This window comes from Pseudomonas paraglycinae, from assembly GCF_021601625.1.
GTDB classification, from domain to species: domain Bacteria; phylum Pseudomonadota; class Gammaproteobacteria; order Pseudomonadales; family Pseudomonadaceae; genus Aquipseudomonas; species Aquipseudomonas paraglycinae.
On sequence record NZ_BQHR01000019.1, the window covers coordinates 1 to 19,333 of the forward strand.

Below are 19,333 nucleotides of genomic sequence, written 5' to 3' on the forward strand. Positions count from 1 at the left end.
GGGATTTGTGGTGGGGTTGAGGGCGCCAGGCCCTCACCCTAACCCTCTCCCAGAGGGAGAGGGAATTGACCGGGTTGTTCTTTCGCTATACATCGACCTGAGATATCGAGCCGAACTCAGGTTTTGAATTAACCCCGATCTGCTCCCTTTCCCCCTCGCCCCCTTGGGGGAGAGGGTTGGGGTGAGGGGATAAGCTTTTGATCTTGATCTTAGATTCGGAAACTACCGACCAACTGCTTCAAGCGCGAAGCCTGCTGCTCCAGATCCGAGCAAGCCCGCAACGTCGCCTGCAGGTTCTCGACACCTTCCTGGTTCAGCGTATTGATCTCGGTGATATCCACGTTGATCGACTCGACCACAGCCGTCTGTTCCTCGGTCGCGGTGGCCACCGACTGGTTCATCCCGTCGATTTCACCAATGCGCTGGGTCACGCTGTTCAGGCGTTCGCCGGCGAGGTTGGCGATGTCCACGCTGTCCTGGCTGTGGCGCTGGCTGTCGCTCATGGTGCTCACGGATTCGCGGGCGCCGACTTGCAGCTCCTCGATCATGGTTTGTACCTGTTGCGCCGATTCCTGGGTGCGGTGGGCGAGGTTGCGCACCTCGTCCGCCACCACCGCAAAGCCGCGACCGGCTTCACCGGCACGTGCTGCCTCGATGGCCGCGTTGAGCGCCAGCAGGTTGGTCTGCTGGGAAATGCTGGTGATCACCTCCAGGATCTGGCCGATGTTCACGGTCTTGCTGTTCAGCGATTCGATATTGCTGCTCGATGCGCTGAGCATGCTCGAAAGCTGATTCATGGCCTTGATGCTGCGCTCCACCACTTGCTGGCCGTCTTCAGCCAGGCCGCGGGCGTCGCTGGCCTGGGTCGAGGCCTGGGCGGCATTGCGGGCGATTTCCTGGGCGGCGGCGCCGAGCTGGTTGATCGCCGCAGCCACGCTGTTGGTGCGCGAGGCTTGCTGGTCGGAGTTGTACATCGACGAGTTCGAGGCCGCGACCACCCGCAGGGCGACTTCGTTGACCTGGCCGGTGGCCGATGACACTTCGCGAATCGAGCCGTGAATACGCTCGACGAAACGGTTGAACGCGGTGCCGAGCACGCCGAATTCGTCCTGATTCTGAATGGTCAGACGCTTGGTCAGGTCGCCTTCGCCGTCGGCGATGTCTTCCATGGCACGAGTCATCACGTGCAGCGGCTGGATCAGGATACGGATCAGCATGCCGAGCAGGGCAATGATGATCGCCACCGCAATCACGGTCGCGATCACGGCCGAAGCGCGGAATTCGCTGAGCATCGAGAAGGCTTTGTCTTTGTCCACCGACAGGCCGATGTACCAGTTCACCGACGGCAGGCCTTTGATCGGGGTGAAGTTGACGATGCGGGTCTTGCCGTCGACGGTGACTTCACTGAAGTCACTGCTGATGCGCGGGGTGTCCTGCGGATAGGCTTCCTTCAGTGACTTCATCACAAGGGCCTTGTCCGGGTGCACCAGAATCTTGCCGTCGGCACTGACCAGGAACGCGTAGCCCATGCCGGAGAAGTCCCGGGCGCTGAGGGTGTTGATCAGGGTTTGCAGGCTCAGGTCGCCGCCCACCACGCCCACGCTCTGACCGGCCTTTTTCGCGGCGGTGGCGATGGAAATGATGGTCTGGCCGGTGGCGGCGTCGATGTACGGTTCGGTCAGGGTCGAAGAGCTGCTGCTTTCCGCACCTTTATACCAAGGACGAACACGTGGATCGAAACCGTCCGGCATCTTCGCATCCGGGCGGATGGTGAAGTGCCCGGTGGCGTCGCCGAGGTAAGACGCCATGAAGGTCGACGTCAGGGCTTTCTGTTCCAGCAGGCTGGCGACGGCGGCAGGGTCGGGGTTGATGGCGATGTTCTGGGCCGCGTTCTCGATCAGCAGGATGCGCCCGCTGAGCCAGGTCTGAATATTGTCGGCTGTGACCTCGCCCATCTCGTTGAGGTAATTGTCCAGGTCCTCGCGGATCGCATTGCGTTGCAACCAGTCGTTGTACAGCGTGAACGAGGCGAAGGCGGCAATGACGATGAGGGCGGCGGCAAGCAGGATTTTATGGCTGAAACGCAGATTTTTGTTCATGGCTTGGGGTTCCGCTAAGGTCTTATTATTCAGGGCGTGCTTCTATAGATACTCGCCAGGTGGGCTTGATGGGTACAAGCAGGTATTTCCGCTTCTCCTTAGGGAAATCTCCGATGCGGATGTCAGTCGCATCTGTCACCTTTAGCTATCGGCCATGCTCGATCAAAGATTAACCATTGGGTGACCAAATGCCTGAATCTTCGCAACTTGTAATCGGCGCTGACCTCGCCGGGCAACCGATCGCCCAGGCCATGCGTCTGGCCAACCGTCACGGACTGGTGGCCGGCGCAACCGGTACCGGCAAAACCGTCACCCTGCAGCGTCTGGCCGAGGCGTTCAGCGACGCCGGGGTCGCGGTGTTCGCCGCCGACGTCAAGGGCGACCTGTGCGGCCTCGGTGCTGCCGGCAACCCCCAGGGCAAGATCGCCGAGCGCATCGCCGGCATGCCGTGGCTCAAGCACACGCCTCAGGCGTATCCCGTGACCCTGTGGGACATTCACGGTCAGTCCGGTCATCCGTTGCGCACTACGTTGAGTGAAATGGGCCCGCTGCTGATCGGCGCCCTGCTGGAACTGACCGACAGCCAGCAATCGGCGTTGTACGCAGCGTTCAAGGTGGCGGATCGCGAAGGCCTGTTGCTGCTGGATCTCAAAGACCTGAAGGCGCTGCTCAATCACCTCAAGGACAATCCGCAGCTGTTGGGCGAAGACGCCGCGCTGTTCACCACCGGCTCCAGCCAGGCGCTGTTGCGGCGTCTGGCCACGCTGGAGCAGCAGGGCGCCGAGGCGTTGTTCGGCGAACCGGCGCTGCAACTGGAAGACATTCTGCAACCGACCGCTGACGGTCGCGGCCGCATCCATCTGCTGGATGCCAGTCGTCTGGTGCATGAGGCGCCGAAGGTCTACGCGACTTTCCTGCTGTGGCTGCTGGCCGAACTGTTCGAGCAACTGCCGGAGCGCGGCGATGCCGACAAACCGCTGCTGGCGCTGTTTTTCGATGAGGCGCATTTGCTTTTCGGCGACACGCCCAAGGCGTTGCAGGAACGCTTGGAGCAAGTGGTGCGGCTGATCCGTTCCAAAGGTGTGGGTGTGTATTTCGTCACTCAGTCGCCGGGCGATCTGCCGGACGATGTGCTGGCGCAACTGGGACTGCGGATCCAGCACGGCCTGCGCGCGTTCACCGCCAAGGAACAGAAATCCCTGCGGGCGGTGGCGGACGGCTTCCGGCCGAATCCGGCGTTCGACACCTTGTCGGTGCTCACCGAACTCGGGATTGGCGAGGCTCTGGTCGGCACCTTGCAGGAGAAGGGCACGCCGGAAATGGTCCAGCGAGTGCTGGTAGCGCCGCCGCAATCGCGGATCGGGCCGTTGACCGAGACCGAGCGCACGGTGCTGATTGCCGGTTCGCCGTTCAAGGGCCGTTATGACAAGCCGATCGATCGCGAGTCGGCCTATGAAATCCTGATGGGGCGCAAGGGGCTGGCACCCGAGGCTGAAGCGGCGCCGGGCAAACCGGCCGCTGAAGAGCCGAGTCTGGCGGACAAGGCCGGAGAATTCCTCGGCACGGCGGCGGGACAGGCGCTCAAGTCGGCGATGCGCCAGGCAGCGAATTCGCTGGGTAAACAGTTGGTGCGCGGTCTGATGGGTTCATTGCTCGGCGGCAGCAAACGCCGCTGATCAACAAGGCTCAGGTTTTGGGTTTGGCGTGGGCGGCCAGTCGTTCCAGTGCCGCTCGCAGATTCGGATCGCTGATCCCGTCGGCGGTGGCCTGGATGGTCGCCGCCGCATCCGTTGACAGGTCGATCGTCGGCCCGCTCGCTTCGCGCTGGATGGTCGGTGGCCGTACGGCGAACTTGATTCGCGTCAGATTGGCGAACTCGTCGAACATCTGCAGTTGCCGTTGCAGGCGCTTCTGTTGATAGCGCAGGCGCGTGGCCCAATGGCCGTCGGTGACGATCAGCAACAGTTCGCCTTCGCGCCACTTGGCTACGCGGCAGTGTTCACGGGCGGCAGGTTGCAGCTGGCTTTCGAGCAGACGTTGCAGATGGGCCAGGCGCTGGGCATGACCGAGGATGGCTTTCAGCGGTCTGGCTTCGCGTAGCAGAACGGCGGGCGCTCTGGCTGTGAGAGGGCGAAATGCCATGATCTAGGACCTGAAGTGACAGAGGCGCCATGGTAGCAGATGGCAGCCATTTCACTCGCCCATTGCTTTTGTCCCTGCTTTGCCCATTAAATCAACGACTAACTTCTTCGCTGTACGGCTTGAAGTTGAGCAAAACGCCCCTATTTTAAGTGAGCCCCGTCAAAGCGCAGTGCCAGCATCGTGGAATATCCCCACTTTCCTCACCACCGTTTCCGGGTAGAATGCTCGTTCGCATGCGGCCATGAGGGCTGCACGGGCGACTCACGGGGCCGCCCTCCATCCCTTTAGTGTGGAAGATCCTGCCGATATGTTTGCGCCTTTGTTAAAGAAACTTTTTGGAAGCAAGAACGAGCGTGAAATCAAACGCATGCTCAAGACGGTGCAGCTCGTCAATGCCTTCGAAGAGAAGATGGTCGCCCTCTCGGACGATCAACTGCGCGCCAAGACCGCAGAGTTCAAGGACCGCATTGCCAAGGGGGAGACCCTCGACAAGCTGTTGCCCGAAGCCTTCGCGGTCGCCCGTGAAGCCGGCAAGCGTGTCATGGGCATGCGCCACTTTGACGTCCAGCTGATCGGTGGCATGACCCTGCACGAAGGCAAGATCGCCGAAATGCGCACCGGTGAGGGCAAGACGCTGGTGGGTACTCTGGGCGTTTACCTCAACGCGCTGTCCGGCAAGGGCGTGCACGTTGTGACCGTGAACGATTACCTGGCCCGCCGCGACGCCAACTGGATGCGTCCGCTGTATGAATTCCTCGGTCTGAGCGTCGGCATCGTGACGCCGTTCCAGCCGCCGGAAGAGAAGCGCGCCGCCTACGCCGCCGACATCACCTACGGCACCAACAACGAATTCGGGTTCGACTACCTGCGCGACAACATGGCGTTCAGCATGGAAGAGAAATTCCAGCGCGAACTCAACTTTGCCGTGATCGACGAAGTCGACTCCATCCTCATTGACGAAGCGCGTACCCCGCTGATCATTTCCGGTCAGGCCGAGGACAGCTCCAAGCTGTACATCGAGATCAACAAGCTGATCCCGAAACTCAAGCTGCACGTCGAAGAAGTCGAAGGCGAAGTCACCCAGGAAGGCCATTTCACCGTCGACGAGAAGACCCGTCAGGTCGAACTCAACGAAGCCGGTCACCAGTTCATCGAAGAGCAACTCGCCAGTGTTGGCCTGCTGGCTGAAGGCGAGAGCTTGTACTCGGCGCATAATCTGGGTCTGCTGACTCACGTTTACGCCGGCCTGCGTGCGCACAAGCTGTTCAACCGCAATGTCGAATACATCGTGCAAGACGGCCAGGTCGTGCTGGTCGACGAGCACACCGGTCGCACCATGCCGGGTCGTCGTCTGTCCGAAGGCTTGCACCAGGCCATCGAAGCCAAGGAAAACCTGAATATCCAGGCCGAAAGCCAGACTCTGGCATCGACCACGTTCCAGAACTACTTCCGTCTATACACCAAGCTGTCCGGCATGACCGGTACCGCTGATACCGAAGCATTCGAATTCCACCAGATCTATGGTCTGGACGTTATGGTCATTCCGCCGAACAAACCGTTGGCCCGTAAGGACTACAACGACCTGGTGTTCCTGACCGCCGAAGAGAAATATGCGGCGATCGTCAACGACATCAAGGAAAGCATGGCTGCCGGTCGTCCGGTACTGGTGGGTACTGCGACCATCGAAACCTCCGAGCACATGTCCGCATTGCTCGTGAAGGAAGGCATCGAACACAAGGTTCTGAACGCCAAGTTCCACGAAAAAGAAGCTGAAATCATCGCGCAGGCCGGTCGTCCGGGCGCCCTGACCATCGCTACCAACATGGCCGGTCGTGGTACCGACATCCTTTTGGGCGGCAACTGGGAAGTTGAAGTCGCGTCGCTGGAAAACCCGACCCCTGAGCAGATCGCCCAGATCAAGGCCGACTGGCAGAAGCGTCACCAGCAAGTGCTGGAGTCCGGCGGTCTGCAGGTGATCGCGTCCGAGCGTCACGAATCCCGTCGTATCGATAACCAGCTGCGTGGCCGTGCCGGCCGTCAGGGCGATGCCGGTTCCAGCCGCTTCTACCTGTCGCTGGAAGACAGCCTGATGCGCATCTTCGCCTCTGACCGGGTGAAGAACTTCATGAAAGCCCTGGGGATGCAGCCTGGCGAGGCCATCGAGCACCGTATGGTGACCAACGCCATCGAGAAGGCGCAGCGCAAGGTTGAAGGCCGCAACTTCGACATCCGCAAGCAACTGCTCGAGTTCGACGACGTCAACAACGAACAGCGTAAAGTGATCTATCACATGCGTAACACGTTGCTGGCCGCGGACAACATCGGCGAAACCATCGCTGATTTCCGTCAGGACGTCCTGAACGCCACTGTCAGCGCGCACATTCCGCCGCAATCGCTGCCAGAGCAGTGGGACGTGGCCGGTCTGGAAGCGTCGATCGCCAGCGATTTCGGCGTGAAGCTGCCGATCCAGCAATGGCTCGACGAAGACGATCACCTGTACGAAGAAACCCTGCGCGAGAAGCTGATGAACGAGCTGATCGCCGCGTACAACGAAAAAGAAGACCAGGCGGGCGCCGAAGCCCTGCGTTCGTTCGAGAAGCAGATCGTGCTGCGCGTTCTGGACGACCTGTGGAAAGACCACCTGTCGACCATGGATCACCTGCGTCACGGCATCCACCTGCGTGGTTATGCGCAGAAGAACCCGAAGCAGGAATACAAGCGCGAGTCCTTCACGCTGTTCTCCGAGCTGCTGGATTCGATCAAGCGCGACTCGATCCGTGTGCTGTCGCACGTTCAGGTTCGCCGCGAAGATCCGGCCGAAGAAGAACAACGCCTGCGTCAGGAAGCCGAAGCGCTGGCCGCCCGCATGCAGTTCGAACACGCCGAGGCTCCTGGCCTGGAAGCGCAACCGGAACTGGTCGGTGAAGAGGTCGATGTGGCCCTCGCCACCGCCCCGGTGCGCAACGAGCAGAAGCTGGGCCGCAACGAACTGTGCTACTGCGGTTCGGGCAAGAAATTCAAGCATTGCCACGGGCAGATCCAGTAAAACCCGTTTCAATCGCTGAAATACCCGCGCCGCGACCGGCACCAGCCGTCGCGGCGTTTTGCCATTTACACCACCGTCACTACGCTTGGCGGTGCTGACATCATTGAGTAAGGAGCGCATTCATGGCTGTTGGTCTTGGTCCTTTGCCAACGTTGCACCCGGTTGCCGGTTTTGAACTCGGTATCGCTTCGGCCGGCATCAAGCGCCCGGGGCGCAAGGATGTCGTCGTGATGCGTTGCGCCGAAGGCTCCACCGTGGCGGGCGTGTTCACGTTGAACGCTTTCTGTGCAGCGCCGGTGATCCTGGCCAAGAAACGCGTGCAGAACCCGGTGCGCTACCTGTTGACCAACACCGGTAATGCCAACGCCGGCACCGGCGAGCCGGGCCTGGCTGCTGCCGAGCGCACCACCGCCAAACTGGCTGAACTGGCCGGCGTTGATGCCAGCCAGATCCTGCCTTACTCCACCGGCGTGATCGGCGAGCCGCTGCCGGTCGAGAAGATCGAAGGCGCCTTGCAGGCCGCGCTGGACGATCTGTCGGAAAACAACTGGGAAGCGGCCGCCACCGGCATCATGACCACCGACACGCTGCCAAAAGGCGCCAGCCGCCAGTTCCAGCATGACGGCGTGACCATCACCGTCACCGGCATCAGCAAAGGCGCGGGCATGATCCGTCCGAACATGGCGACCATGCTCGGTTACATCGCCACCGACGCCAAAGTCTCCCGCGACATGTTGCAAAACCTGATGCTGGACGGTGCCAACAAGTCGTTCAACCGCATCACCATCGACGGCGACACCTCGACCAACGACTGCTGCATGCTGATCGCCACCGGCAAGGCTGCGCTGCCGGAAATCACCCGTGCCGAAGGCGAGCTGTTCGCCAAGCTGAAACAGGCCGTGTTCGAGGTGTGCATGGACGTGGCCCAGGCCATCGTGCGTGACGGCGAAGGCGCGACCAAGTTCGTGACCGTTGAAGTCAACGGCGGCGGCAATCACCAGGAATGCCTGGACGTCGGCTACACCGTGGCCCACTCGCCGCTGATCAAGACTGCACTGTTCGCCTCCGACCCGAACTGGGGCCGCATCCTCGCCGCCGTCGGCCGTGCCGGCGTGCCGGATCTGGACGTGAGCAAGATCGACGTGTTTCTCGGTGACGTGTGCATCGCCAGCCGTGGCGCCCGCGCCGCGACCTACACCGAAGCCCAGGGCTCGGCGGTGATGCAGCAGGAAGAAATCACCATCCGTATCGAATTGGGTCGCGGCGATTGCAGCGAAACCATCTGGACCACCGACCTGTCCCACGAGTACGTGAAGATCAACGCCGAATACCGCACCTGATCCCTGCCGAAGAGGGAGGTCTGCGGACCTCCTTTTCTTCTGTCCCATGAAAGGACCCGAACATGAGCCTTCACCTGATCATCGGCGACAAACTGCTTTCCTCCTGGTCCCTGCGCGCGGCACTGGCGCTTGAACTGACCGGCGCGCCCTACACCGAAGAACTGGTCAAACTCGGCAAGCCCGACACCCGCGAGCGGCTGCTGGCGCACTCGCCGACCGCCAAGGTGCCGCTGCTGAAAACCGCCCGTGGCACCGTCGCCGATTCTCTGGCGATTGCCGAATACCTGGCCGAGCAGTTTCCTTCCGAACAACTCTGGCCGACCGATATCTTCGCCCGAGCCCAGGCGCGATCCGCCTGCGCGCAGATGCACAGCGGCTTCTTCGCCATGCGCAACCACATGCCGTTCAACCTGAGCCACGACGCGCCGCTCAACCCGGTGCCGCCGGAAGTGAAGGTCGATGTCGAGCGCATGCTCGCGCTGTGGGCCGAATGCCGCGCCGTCGCGACCGAGCCTGGGCCTTACCTGTTTGGTCGGGTGTCGCTGGCCGATGCGTTCTTCGCACCGATTGCCGTGCGCCTGCGCACCTATCAGGTGAAGTTGCCGGCCGAGGATGAAGCCTATGTTGAAACCGTCTACCAGTGGCCGGCCTTCAAGGCCTGGCAAAAGGCAGGACTGGAGGAATTGCAGTCGTGAAACGTGTACACGTCGCCGCCGCCGTCATTCGTGACGGCAGCGGCAAGATTCTGATCGCCCGGCGTGCCGATACCCAGCATCAGGGCGGCCTCTGGGAATTTCCCGGTGGCAAGGTCGAAGCCGATGAGTCGGTGCAAACAGCATTGGCCCGCGAGCTGCACGAAGAGTTGGGCATTGTCGTCGGCGCCGCGCGGCCGCTGATCAAGGTGCGCCACGATTACCCGGACAAACAGGTGTTGCTGGATGTCTGGGAAGTCTCGAGCTTTACCGGCGAACCCCATGGTGCCGAAGGCCAGCCATTGGCCTGGGTTTCGGCCAAGGAGCTGACGGATTACGAATTCCCGGCGGCCAACCAGCCGATCGTCGCGGCCGCGCGTCTGCCCGCCGAATACCTGATCACCCCGGAAGACCTGGAAACCCCGGCCTTGCTGCGCGGCATCCAGAAGGCAATCGCCGGTGGCATCAAGCTGATCCAGCTGCGTGCGCCCAATGGTTATGACCCGAAATACCGCGACCTTGCGGTAGACGCGGTCGGACTGTGCGCCGGCAAGGCGCAGTTGATGATCAAGGGTCCGTTCGAGTGGCTGGGCGATTTCCCGGCCGCGGGCTGGCACATCACTTCGGCGCAGTTGCGCAAGTACGCGGCCGCGGGGCGTCCGCTGCCGGCGGAGCGCTGGTTGGCGGCGTCCTGCCACAACGCTGAAGAACTGGCGCTGGCCGAGCAGATGGGCGTGGATTTCGTCACCCTGTCGCCGGTGCAGCCGACCCTGACTCACCCGGATGCACAGCCGTTGGGCTGGGAGCAGGCTTCGACGCTGATCGAAGGCTTCAGCAAACCGGTGTTTCTGTTGGGCGGAGTCGGCCCGGCGGAGCGCGAGAAAGCGTGGAATGCCGGGGCTCAGGGTGTGGCGGGGATTCGGGCGTTCTGGCCTGAGGCCTGAATTAGCATTGATGCGACTGACCCCTTCGCGAGCGGGCTCGCGAAGGGGGCCTGACAGGCGCTACTGATCTGAAGGTTTCGCCGCCGGTTGCCACAGAATCTCGGCAATACCCTGGCGCCGGGCGATCAGCCTGGCCGCCACAAACAACAGATCAGACAAGCGATTGATGTACGCCACGCCAACCCCGGCCAACGGCTCTATCGCATTCAAATGCTGGCAACGCCGCTCGGCACTGCGCGCCAGGCTGCGACAGACATGGGCCTGGGCAATCAGTATCGAACCGCCCGGCAGAATGAAGTTCTCCAGCGGCCCCAATTCCTCGTTCCACAGATCGATCGCGGCTTCCAGCCGTTCGATTTCTGCTGCGTTCAATGCCTGATATTCCGGCATCGCCAGTTCACCGCCAAGGTCGAACAGCCGATGTTGGCAGGGCGCCAACACGTCGATCAGCTCATTCAGCCCGGGGCAGGTTTCGCGCTCGGCGATCAATCCGGCCAGCAGCACGCCGACCTGACTGTTCAGCGTATCGACCTCGCCAATGGCCTCGATGCGCGGGTGATCCTTGGGCACCCGGCGGCCGTCGCCGAGTCCGGTTTCGCCCTTGTCGCCGGTGCGGGTGTAGATCTTCGACAAGCGAAAGCCCATGGTTTACCTCGGTAGTTGATTGGTTTCGGCGGCGATGGGCGCCGGTTGCGCCAGTGGCAGGCGCAGGGTGAAGCAGGTGCCTTGCCCCGGCGCCGACTGCACTTCCATCTGCCCTTTGTGGTTGTTGGTGATGATGAAGTACGACACCGACAGGCCGAGGCCCGTACCCTGGCCGATTTCCTTGGTGGTGAAGAATGGCTCGAAGGTGCGCTTGCGCACGTTCTCGCTCATGCCGATGCCGTTGTCCTCGACCTGAATCTCGGCCCAGGGCGGATTGAGCCGGGTGCGCAAGGTGATTCGCCCCGGCTCGCTGTCATCTTCGCGCTGGTGGATCGCCTGCGCGGCGTTCTTCAACAGGTTGAGCAGCACCTGTTCGAGTTCGTTGGCGGTGCCGGGCACCGGGCCCAGCGCCGGGTCGAACTGGCGAATGATCGCCTGACCCTTGAAGTCGAAGCCGATGGCCAGGTCAAAGTCGTTACCGGCGATTTCCACCGCTTGATCGATCAGCGCCGGCAGGTCGCACGGTGCCATCTGGCGGTTGCTGCGGCGACTGAAACTGAGCATGTGGGTGACGATCTTCGCCGCCCGGGCGCCGGCCTGCTGGATGCCGTCAAGCAGTTGCGGGACTTCCCGACCTTGCAGATAACGGTTCACGGTATCGAGTTCGATGCCCAGTTGTTCGGCCTGTTCGAGGTTCTTCGGCAGGTCTGGTGACAGGCGTCGGCGGATGTTCTGCACGTTGTGCAGGATCGCCCCCAGCGGGTTGTTGATCTCGTGAGCCATGCCGGCGGCAAGGCCACCCACGGACAGCATTTTCTCCGACTGCACCATCATTTCTTCCAGCGACAGGCGCTGGGTAATGTCGTCGATCCGGATCACCACGCCGCGCCCGGCGCCGCCCATCAATGGGTAGAAGGTGAGGGCGTAGTGCTTGGGCTCGTCGTCCTTGAACCACGTCACCCGCTCGATTTTCGCCACCGTGTGTTGTTCGACGGTCTGCTTGAGTTGCGGCAGAAACGGCTTGAGCGGCTCGAAGGCGAGGAAGATCGGCTGGTTCAGCGCTTCGTCAAGCCGTGTACCGGAAAGGGCGCTGGCCTCCTGGTTCCACTGCGTCACGTAGAGCTGTTCGTCGAGGGCGATCAGCGCCGAGGGCATGGAGTCGATGATGCTGTTGAGGTAGTTCTGGAACCCGGTGAGTTTTTTCTCGATCTTGCTGCGCACCTGGACTTCCAGCTCCAGCTTGCGGTTGGTGTGGCGGGTTTCTTCAGCCAGACCTTGGGCCTGATCGTAAGCTGCTTGCGAGTCATCGCGGGCGCGCTTGAGTTGCTGCTCCCGGGCCTCGATGCGCGAAAGCATGGTGTTAAATGCTTCGGCGAGGCTGCCGATTTCGTCATGGTTGCCCCGGGAGGCGCGCAGGGCGTAGTTCTCCTCGCGGGTCACCTGGCGGGACAGTTCTTCCAGCTGATGGATCGGCCGGGTGATCAGACGCTTGATCTGCCGGGCGATGACCAGCCACAGCAGCACACTGAAAATCAGGATCCCCAGACTGGCCGTGAGCGTGCCGGTGTAGAACGCGACTGGCAGTTCGCTGCTGGCCACCAACAGCAGGTGGCCCGGTGCAGTGCCGGGGCGGGGCAGGGTGATGAGTTGGTTGCTGCGAAACTCGGTCAGTTGCCAGGCTTCGATGTGCCGGTAGCGTTCCGGCAGTTTGAGTTTGTCGCCGTGTTGCAGTTGCGCCAGACGTTCGCCTTTGCCGTCATATAAAGCGGCGGCACGCAGCGGGGAATAGCTGTCGAGCTCCTTGAGCAGGCGCTCGGCGCTTTGCGGCGACTGCAAGGCTTCGGCCACCAGACTCGGGTTGGACACCAGCCGGCCGATGGTCTGCAACGCCTGGGGCGCCATGCTTTCCTGGGAAATGTAATAGGCGGCGCTGATAAAGGTCAGGTTGGCGACCAGCAATACGGTGGTCAACAGCACCAGCAGGGCGGCCAGCAGTTTCTGGCCGACCGGCAGGTTTTCAAGACGCTGGCGCAATGGCATCAGGTTTATCGCAGCAAAGGAACAAGTGGCCAGCGTAGCCGCTGCTCAGTCGACGGGCAATCCGAGACTGTGCAGATGGGCAGTCAGGCGCTGCTGCAACTGCTTGAGATGCGGCAGGTTCAACTGATGACGCTCTGCAACCTTGCAGGCATGCCCAAGCAAATAGCTGATCTCGGTGCGGCGTTTGCTGGCCACGTCCTGATACATGGACGAGAAATTCGCCGCCGTGGCCTGGATCACCCGCTCCACTTCCTGTTGCAGGTTGTCCGCCGCCGCCGGTTGCCCGCAGCGTTCGAGCAGCTCGGTCAGTTCGCCGCACAGCGTGGCGACTTCGCAGTGATGTTGCTGCAAGCCGCCGTTGCGGCAGTCGTGCAGCACCGTCAGCGGATTGATCGCACAGTTGAGCGCCAGTTTGCGCCACAGGCGGGTGAGGATGTCGGCGCTCCATTCATGGGGGATTTTTGCCGCCTCAAGATCGTCCAGCCAGATCGGCGCGACAGGATGACCGGCGTCGCCGAGCCAGGTGTAGCCGTGGCCGGCGAATACCACGCGCCAGTCGCCGTCGCGAAACGCGCCTTCGGTGCTGGAGGCGCTGATGCAGCGGGCCTGCGGGACTCGCGCGGCGACTGCTTCCTGGCTGCCGAGGCCGTTCTGCAAAAGAATCAGTTCGGCGTCCGGTGCCAGGCGATGGGCAAGCCCGGCCACGGCCGCTTCGGCGTCGTAGGCTTTGCAGGCCACCAGCAGGCGACGGATGGGGCCGGGACTGTCCGGGGTTTCGCCGGGGATCGCGTAATGGCTGGCCACGCCCTGTTCGACGAGGGTCAGGCCGCCCGCCGTTGCATAGTCGTGCAGGCGGTCGAGGTCGCGCAGGATCAGCCGGACCGGCAATCCGGCCCGGGCCAGACGTGTGGCCCAGAGCGTGCCCAGACTTCCGGCGCCGAGGACGTGCCAGGGGGTGGACATCAGTTTTTCACTCGGTAAGGTACAGGCATGCAAGGCTCGCCGTGTCGGTGGGAAAAGACCCGTTATAATGAGCCCGATTTTAACCGCAAGCCAAGCGCGCCGCGTCCCGTACGAGCGCGCCTTTTTATTGGAGAGATTACATGCCGTCGTTCGACGTGGTATCCGAACTGGACAAACACGAACTCACCAACGCGGTCGAGAACGCCGTGAAGGAACTCGATCGTCGTTATGACCTGAAAGGCAAGGGCAGCTTTGAATTCAAGGAAAAGGACCTGACCGTCCACCTGACCGCTGAAGCCGATTTCCAGCTGGAAGCGATGATCGAGATCCTCAAGCTGGCCCTGGTCAAGCGCAAGATCGATGTGCAGTGCCTCGAAGTCAAAGACTCCTTCGCCTCGGGCAAGCTGATGAAGCAGGACGCCGTCCTCAAGGAAGGCATCGACAAGGAACTGGCGAAGAAGATCGTCGGCCACATCAAGGAAGCCAAGCTCAAGGTACAGGCCGCCATTCAGGGCGAGCAGGTGCGTGTGACCGGCAAGAAGCGTGACGACCTGCAGGAAGCCATCGCGGCCCTGCGTGCCAAGGAATTCGGCATGCCACTGCAGTTCAACAACTTCCGCGACTAAGCTTTTCGGTCGGGAACCTCTCGGCGTTTACAGCGTCCGAGGCCCAAGCAACGGCAGAAACGATTGAGCCCTTTACGGCCCGGTCTTTCTGCCGCTGGTTTTTTACAGCCCGGGAAGCCGGCAATCAGGAGATAAAAGATGGATTTGAATGCTGAGGTGGACAACCTGGTCAAGGCGTCCCAGGCGTGGATTCCGATGATCATGGAATACGGCAGCCGCGTGTTGCTGGCGGTGATTACCCTGGCCATCGGCTGGTGGCTGATCAACAAGGTCACGCAAAAGCTCGGCGGCCTGCTGGCCCTGCGCAATGCCGACCTGGCCCTGCAAGGTTTCATCAGCAGCCTGGCCAACATCATTCTCAAGGTACTGCTGATTGTCAGCGTGGCATCGATGATCGGCGTCGAGACCACCTCGTTCGTCGCGGCGATCGGTGCGGCCGGCCTAGCCATCGGTCTGGCGTTGCAGGGCAGCCTGGCGAACTTCGCCGGCGGCGTGCTGATTCTGCTGTTCCGTCCGTTCCGCATCGGTGACTGGATCGAAGCCCAGGGTGTGGCGGGTACTGTCGACAGCATCCAGATCTTCCACACCGTGCTGCGCACCGGTGACAACAAGACCATCATCGTGCCGAACGGCAACCTGTCGAACGGCATCATCACCAACACCAACCGTCAGCCGACCCGCAAGGTTGTGTTCGACGTAGGTGTGGATTACGAAGCCGATCTGCAAAAGGCCCGTCAGGTGCTGCTGGATCTGGCCAAGGATGATCGTGTTCTGCAGGATCCGGCACCTCAGGCTGTTATTTCGACACTGGGTGACAGTTCGATCACTGTTTCTCTGCGCGTCTGGGTTAAAACCGCGGATTACTGGGATGTGATGTTCATGTTTAACGAACAGTCCCGTGATCGTTTAAAGACTGCAGGCATTGATATTCCTTTTCCGCAACGAGTGATTCGTGTGGTTCAGGAATCGGCGGTGTAATGATAGGTTGCTAATTAATTGCCTGACTTATCGGTCAGGCATCTATTACAAGTGACAGGCAATAAAAAAGGCCCATCCGAAGATGGGCCTTTTTGTTTTGTTACCGCAACTAACTCGGTGCGATTACAAAAGCGACAGCGGGTAGTCGACGATCAGACGGAACTCTTTCACGTCGCCTTCACCTTCGTCGGCGTTAGCGAAGTGCCAGGCTTGACGAAGACGGAAGGACAGGTCTTTGGCCGGGCCGGACTGAACAACGTACTTGGCTTCGAAGTTGGTTTCGTTGTGCTTGCCGTCTTCACCGTACATACCGGCGTAAGTGCTGTTTGCTGGAGTTTTGGTACCGTCGATGTCCCAACCTTTCACGTAACGGGTCATGAAGCTCAGACCTGGAACGCCGTACTCGGCCATTTTCAAGTCATAACGGATCTGGGCAGATTTCTCGTTAGGAGCGTTGAAGTCGGAGTACTGGATGGAGTTGGCGAGGAAAATCGAGTCGCCGCCGCGGTTGTTCTTGCCCACACCGATGTAGTCGAACGGGGTATCGCCGTTAACCTTTTGGAAGGCCAGGGTGATGGTGTGTGCTTTCAGGAACGAGAGAGCAGTAGCCAGCGAGAACGTTGTGTTGCTGATGTCGCCCGCGTTCGCTTTACCGGTATCGGTGGTGCGGTAGATGTTGAAGTCGGTGTTCAGCGACGTGTCACCACCGAACGGGGTGGTGAGGTTCACGTTGGCGTAGTACTGGTTCCAAATGTCTTCCAGCTTGGAGCCATACAACGATGCGGAAAGATTTTCGGTGATGCCGTACTTGCCACCGAAATAGTCGATCGACTTGGCTGCAACACCACTGCCACCATTCGCGTAGGTTGCATACAGATCGCCGCGGCTATCGTTTTTGTCCTGGCTGGAAGCCGAGTAGAAGTGACCGGCTTCGAGATCAAGGTCTTTGACTTCGCTGCTCTGCAGTTGGAAGCCGGTAGCCACTTGAGGAAGGATACGGGAACCGCCAATAGCGAACACTGGAGAGGTGCTCGGGCTCATTTCGCCGAATTTCAGCTCGGTTTTGGAGACGCGGAATTTAACAGCAGCGCCGGCTTTACCCTGGCTGTCGTTTACGTCGCGGCTACCATTGGCGTTGCGGGTGTCGCTACGGCTCATGTTGCCCGAACCGCTGGTGCCATCACCGCCGTCCAGTTTAATGGCCAGGTAACCGAATGCATCAACGCCGACACCAACAGTGCCTTGGGTGTAACCGGAACTGAAGTTGCCCCAGATACCTTGGGTCCAGTCTTTCACGTCCCGGGCACGGTCTTTGTTGTCACGGTTGAAGTAATAGTTGCGAATCAGCAAATCAGCTTTCGCGTCTTCAACAAAGCCTTTGGCTTCAGCCTGGTCACTTACGAACGGTGCGGCCGTAGCCATCTGAGTACTGGCAGCTGCAGCAACTGCCAGTGCGATCATGCTCCACTTCATCACGCGCATCGTGATTTGCTCCTTTGGTTTTAGAAGAGTACTGCCGTCCCACCTGTTTTATTATCTGGGCGGCTCTTTCTTTTTGTGTCGGCGCAAACTTATATCACGCCGACCATGTTGGCGATACTTGCGAATCCAACCTTTCAGCTTCTTTACGAGCGTGTCGCAAACGGCTTGGTAGATGTCGCAAATTTACAGTCCAAATGCAATGGGACTGACAACTTCAGCGCTGTTTTACAGAGCTTGAGCATCGGTAAAAAAGAGTCCCTTGGCAAAACGCTTGAATCTCCATCGGGCAACCCTGCCACTGTTTTTATGGGGCTCAAGGCATCCACTTCTTGTGGTGCGCTTATAGTCCATATGGGTATGAATGCAACAAGCGTGCACAAACCGCTGAATTGTTCCGGTTTTTTTCAAGGTGCGCGTCTGACGCTGTAAAAACCTCATAAAACCGGGGGCTTCGAGGGCCTTTCAAACAGGCTTGACGCCGTCCTTCGCATGGTGTTGCTCCCTGAAAGTCGCAGCGCGACAACCAAAAACGTTACCGGTTCACCCCGTCGGTGAGTATTCGGCGGATGCCCGACGCACTGAGCGTAGACGCACTGTGCGGTTTTGGTGCAAAAAAATTCAAAGGCTGTACTGAATTCATACAGTTGGGTCGCTGGATGAACGTAAACGCTGAGGTGTGCGCCGGTCATTTTGCTCGATTTATTCGCATTTCCGGTTCTGTCCTGGTGCACGCGAGGCATAAATGTCACATTCCGGGGCGTGGAGGAATTCTTGTGGCAACGCTGTTCGCCGTGAAGGTCACTCCAATCGCAGGTATGCTGCCGTCCAGTCGCTTGGCGCGCTGCTTTCACAGCGGGGCGCTAAGCTGAAAACAGGTCATTTCGCCGGGAGTGCGCGCAGTGTTTGCTTTAGATCCACGACTTCAACAGGACACGCTGACTATCGGCGATTTCCCGCTTTGCCGACTGCTGTTGTCCAACGACGCCAACTACCCGTGGTTCATCCTGGTGCCTCGCCGCGACGATATCAGCGAGTTGTTTCAGTTGGATGTCGCCGACCAGCAGCGCCTGTGGCAGGAAACCACGGCCCTGGCCGAGGTGCTCAAGGATTCCTTCGACGCCGACAAGATGAATGTCGCGACCCTGGGTAATGTGGTCAGCCAACTGCATATGCATGTGATCGTGCGTAAGCGGGACGATGCGGCCTGGCCGGCACCGGTCTGGGGCAAACATCCCGCCAGGCCTTACACTGCCGAGCAAGTGGCCGCGATCCGCGAGCGCCTGCGTCTGGTGCTGGACGAAGATTTCACCTTTCTGGAGGGCTGAGTGATGAGCCTCGAACAACGTGTTACCGAGCTGGAAAGTCGCTTGGCGTTTCAGGACGACACCATTCAGGCATTGAACGATGTGCTGGTGGAGCAGCAGCGAGTGGTCGAGCGTCTGCAATTGCAGATGGCAGCGGTACTCAAGCGCCAGGAAGAGATGGTGGGCCAGTTCGGTTCTTTCGAAGAAGACGCACCGCCGCCACACTATTGAGAAGTGCGCGGGCGTGCTCCCGTTAAAAACCGCATTCATTAAAAAACCGCGAACAGCCTGGCTGTTCGCGGTTTTTTTATTGCGGGAGACTTGGATCAGCGACGCGGCAGGGCGGCGATCACGTCCTCGGCCTGCAGGCCCTTGTCACGGTTCATCACCGAGAACTCCACGCGCTGGCCTTCGACCAGAACGCGGTGGCCTTCGCCACGGATGGCGCGAAAGTGCACGAAAATATCATCGCCGGAATCCCGGGAGATAAAGCCGAAGCCCTTGGAGGTATTGAACCACTTGACGGTGCCGGTATCGCGGTTGCTCATGTCGTAGCTTTGCGCGGCGGCGGCCGGGGAGGATTTGTAGAAGCTGACGGCCAGGTGCAGAACCACGGCGACCAGTGCGATCACCAGGCTGAACAGCACGGCTGGCTGGCCGGCGATGACAGGCATCGGCGCGATCAGGGTCAGTGTTTGCAGGACAACGGTCAGGACCAGCAGGGCGCTGACCAGATTTTGCAGATGCTGGCGCGGACCTTTGTTCCAGTAAGGGATAACTGGTGCAAGGATCAGGTTCAGCAGGCCGAAAAAGGCCAGGTAAAGTGCATCGGGTTGTTGCAGGTAAGGTACCGCTTCGGACTTCAGGCTGGGTATGAAGGACAGCAGCAAGGCTGCTGCGCCCATTAGCAGGTGGACGATTTTCAACATTTTTATTGACTCACGTTATGACGGCTCACAAGGAAGAGCTGAAGGCGCACGGTTCGCTTCGGAACAATAAGAGGCGTTGGACACGTGCACGGCATCAGCCTAT

General features: G+C 60.3%; 17 protein-coding genes and 1 pseudogene. 10 read left to right on the top strand and 8 right to left on the bottom strand.

The genetic code is table 11. The annotated features are described in order from the left end of the window. Window positions 1-209: 209 nt before the first annotated feature. Window positions 210-974 (bottom strand): methyl-accepting chemotaxis protein, encoded by a 765-nt coding sequence (locus L6D82_RS28745; RefSeq protein ID WP_371855245.1) that lies wholly within the window; start codon window positions 972-974, stop codon window positions 210-212. Between the two features lie 93 nt (window positions 975-1,067). Continuing rightward, window positions 1,068-2,099, bottom strand: a pseudogene (locus L6D82_RS28750) (HAMP domain-containing protein); the annotation flags it as partial. 188 nt (window positions 2,100-2,287) lie between these two features. Between L6D82_RS28750 and L6D82_RS23680 the strand changes: the two are divergent. Then, on the top strand, window positions 2,288-3,775 hold the full coding sequence (locus tag L6D82_RS23680; RefSeq protein ID WP_102717299.1) for a helicase HerA-like domain-containing protein: 1,488 nt from the start codon (window positions 2,288-2,290) through the stop codon (window positions 3,773-3,775). Between the two features lie 10 nt (window positions 3,776-3,785). Here the strand turns inward: L6D82_RS23680 and L6D82_RS23685 are convergent, their stop codons facing one another. Further along, window positions 3,786-4,241: a DUF721 domain-containing protein gene (locus tag L6D82_RS23685; RefSeq protein WP_236191784.1), complete on the bottom strand. Its 456-nt coding sequence runs from the start codon at window positions 4,239-4,241 to the stop codon at window positions 3,786-3,788. Window positions 4,242-4,548: 307 nt separating this feature from the next. Between L6D82_RS23685 and secA the strand changes: the two genes are divergently transcribed. The 4 genes from secA to L6D82_RS23705 all read left to right on the top strand — a co-directional run bounded on the left by secA (window position 4,549) and on the right by L6D82_RS23705 (window position 10,263). After that, window positions 4,549-7,287, top strand: coding sequence for a preprotein translocase subunit SecA (gene secA, locus L6D82_RS23690; protein WP_085745213.1), 2,739 nt, complete (start codon window positions 4,549-4,551; stop codon window positions 7,285-7,287). A 122-nt stretch (window positions 7,288-7,409) separates the two neighbouring features. Then, the gene (gene argJ, locus L6D82_RS23695; protein WP_236191785.1) at window positions 7,410-8,627 is read left to right on the top strand and encodes a bifunctional glutamate N-acetyltransferase/amino-acid acetyltransferase ArgJ; all 1,218 of its coding nucleotides are present in this window, start codon (window positions 7,410-7,412) and stop codon (window positions 8,625-8,627) included. A gap of 62 nt (window positions 8,628-8,689) precedes the next feature. After that, window positions 8,690-9,322, top strand: coding sequence for a glutathione S-transferase family protein (locus L6D82_RS23700; RefSeq protein WP_236191786.1), 633 nt, complete (start codon window positions 8,690-8,692; stop codon window positions 9,320-9,322). Beyond that, window positions 9,319-10,263, top strand: a complete 945-nt coding sequence (locus L6D82_RS23705; RefSeq protein ID WP_236191787.1) for a Nudix family hydrolase — start codon at window positions 9,319-9,321, stop codon at window positions 10,261-10,263. Before L6D82_RS23700 ends, L6D82_RS23705 begins: the two co-directional genes overlap by 4 nt. A gap of 60 nt (window positions 10,264-10,323) precedes the next feature. Here L6D82_RS23705 and L6D82_RS23710 read toward each other — a convergent pair whose 3' ends face one another. The 3 genes from L6D82_RS23710 to L6D82_RS23720 are packed head-to-tail and all read right to left on the bottom strand — an operon-like array spanning window position 10,324 to window position 13,911. After that, window positions 10,324-10,908, bottom strand: coding sequence for a cob(I)yrinic acid a,c-diamide adenosyltransferase (locus L6D82_RS23710; RefSeq protein ID WP_236191788.1), 585 nt, complete (start codon window positions 10,906-10,908; stop codon window positions 10,324-10,326). A 3-nt stretch (window positions 10,909-10,911) separates the two neighbouring features. Then, window positions 10,912-12,948 carry a sensor histidine kinase gene (locus L6D82_RS23715; RefSeq protein WP_085745209.1) on the bottom strand — a complete coding sequence of 679 codons (2,037 nt, stop codon included), beginning with the start codon at window positions 12,946-12,948 and terminating at the stop codon, window positions 10,912-10,914. Between the two features lie 45 nt (window positions 12,949-12,993). Further along, window positions 12,994-13,911: a putative 2-dehydropantoate 2-reductase gene (locus L6D82_RS23720; protein WP_085745208.1), complete on the bottom strand. Its 918-nt coding sequence runs from the start codon at window positions 13,909-13,911 to the stop codon at window positions 12,994-12,996. A 140-nt stretch (window positions 13,912-14,051) separates the two neighbouring features. Between L6D82_RS23720 and L6D82_RS23725 the strand changes: the two genes are divergently transcribed. After that, entirely contained in the window at window positions 14,052-14,537 is a 486-nt protein-coding gene (locus tag L6D82_RS23725) for a YajQ family cyclic di-GMP-binding protein (RefSeq protein WP_007951218.1), read from the top strand. A 138-nt stretch (window positions 14,538-14,675) separates the two neighbouring features. Then, window positions 14,676-15,515: a mechanosensitive ion channel family protein gene (locus tag L6D82_RS23730; RefSeq protein WP_007951217.1), complete on the top strand. Its 840-nt coding sequence runs from the start codon at window positions 14,676-14,678 to the stop codon at window positions 15,513-15,515. Window positions 15,516-15,638: 123 nt separating this feature from the next. On the opposite strand, the gene L6D82_RS23735 is transcribed toward L6D82_RS23730, so the two are convergent. Next, the gene (locus L6D82_RS23735) at window positions 15,639-16,997 is read right to left on the bottom strand and encodes an OprD family porin (protein WP_236191789.1); all 1,359 of its coding nucleotides are present in this window, start codon (window positions 16,995-16,997) and stop codon (window positions 15,639-15,641) included. Window positions 16,998-17,072: 75 nt separating this feature from the next. Here L6D82_RS23735 and L6D82_RS23740 point away from each other — a divergent pair, with 75 nt between their 5' ends. The 3 genes from L6D82_RS23740 to L6D82_RS23750 all read left to right on the top strand — a co-directional run bounded on the left by L6D82_RS23740 (window position 17,073) and on the right by L6D82_RS23750 (window position 18,532). Then, entirely contained in the window at window positions 17,073-17,426 is a 354-nt protein-coding gene (locus L6D82_RS23740) for a hypothetical protein (RefSeq protein ID WP_127799562.1), read from the top strand. Between the two features lie 470 nt (window positions 17,427-17,896). Beyond that, entirely contained in the window at window positions 17,897-18,322 is a 426-nt protein-coding gene (locus L6D82_RS23745; RefSeq protein ID WP_236191790.1) for an HIT family protein, read from the top strand. Between the two features lie 3 nt (window positions 18,323-18,325). Next, window positions 18,326-18,532: a SlyX family protein gene (locus tag L6D82_RS23750; RefSeq protein ID WP_007951214.1), complete on the top strand. Its 207-nt coding sequence runs from the start codon at window positions 18,326-18,328 to the stop codon at window positions 18,530-18,532. Window positions 18,533-18,627: 95 nt separating this feature from the next. On the opposite strand, the gene L6D82_RS28575 is transcribed toward L6D82_RS23750, so the two are convergent. Further along, window positions 18,628-19,230, bottom strand: a complete 603-nt coding sequence (locus L6D82_RS28575) for a cold-shock protein (RefSeq protein ID WP_007951213.1) — start codon at window positions 19,228-19,230, stop codon at window positions 18,628-18,630. Window positions 19,231-19,333 lie beyond the last annotated feature (103 nt).

Coding starts and splice junctions, on each gene's coding strand:
- L6D82_RS28745 (WP_371855245.1), bottom strand. CDS start 974: ATGTACAACTCCGACCAGCAAGCCTCGCGCACCAACAGCGTGGCTGCG.
- L6D82_RS23680 (WP_102717299.1), top strand. CDS start 2,288: ATGCCTGAATCTTCGCAACTTGTAATCGGCGCTGACCTCGCCGGGCAA.
- L6D82_RS23685 (WP_236191784.1), bottom strand. CDS start 4,241: ATGGCATTTCGCCCTCTCACAGCCAGAGCGCCCGCCGTTCTGCTACGC.
- secA (WP_085745213.1), top strand. CDS start 4,549: ATGTTTGCGCCTTTGTTAAAGAAACTTTTTGGAAGCAAGAACGAGCGT.
- argJ (WP_236191785.1), top strand. CDS start 7,410: ATGGCTGTTGGTCTTGGTCCTTTGCCAACGTTGCACCCGGTTGCCGGT.
- L6D82_RS23700 (WP_236191786.1), top strand. CDS start 8,690: ATGAGCCTTCACCTGATCATCGGCGACAAACTGCTTTCCTCCTGGTCC.
- L6D82_RS23710 (WP_236191788.1), bottom strand. CDS start 10,908: ATGGGCTTTCGCTTGTCGAAGATCTACACCCGCACCGGCGACAAGGGC.
- L6D82_RS23715 (WP_085745209.1), bottom strand. CDS start 12,948: ATGCCATTGCGCCAGCGTCTTGAAAACCTGCCGGTCGGCCAGAAACTG.
- L6D82_RS23720 (WP_085745208.1), bottom strand. CDS start 13,911: ATGTCCACCCCCTGGCACGTCCTCGGCGCCGGAAGTCTGGGCACGCTC.
- L6D82_RS23725 (WP_007951218.1), top strand. CDS start 14,052: ATGCCGTCGTTCGACGTGGTATCCGAACTGGACAAACACGAACTCACC.
- L6D82_RS23730 (WP_007951217.1), top strand. CDS start 14,676: ATGGATTTGAATGCTGAGGTGGACAACCTGGTCAAGGCGTCCCAGGCG.
- L6D82_RS23735 (WP_236191789.1), bottom strand. CDS start 16,997: ATGCGCGTGATGAAGTGGAGCATGATCGCACTGGCAGTTGCTGCAGCT.
- L6D82_RS23750 (WP_007951214.1), top strand. CDS start 18,326: ATGAGCCTCGAACAACGTGTTACCGAGCTGGAAAGTCGCTTGGCGTTT.
- L6D82_RS28575 (WP_007951213.1), bottom strand. CDS start 19,230: ATGTTGAAAATCGTCCACCTGCTAATGGGCGCAGCAGCCTTGCTGCTG.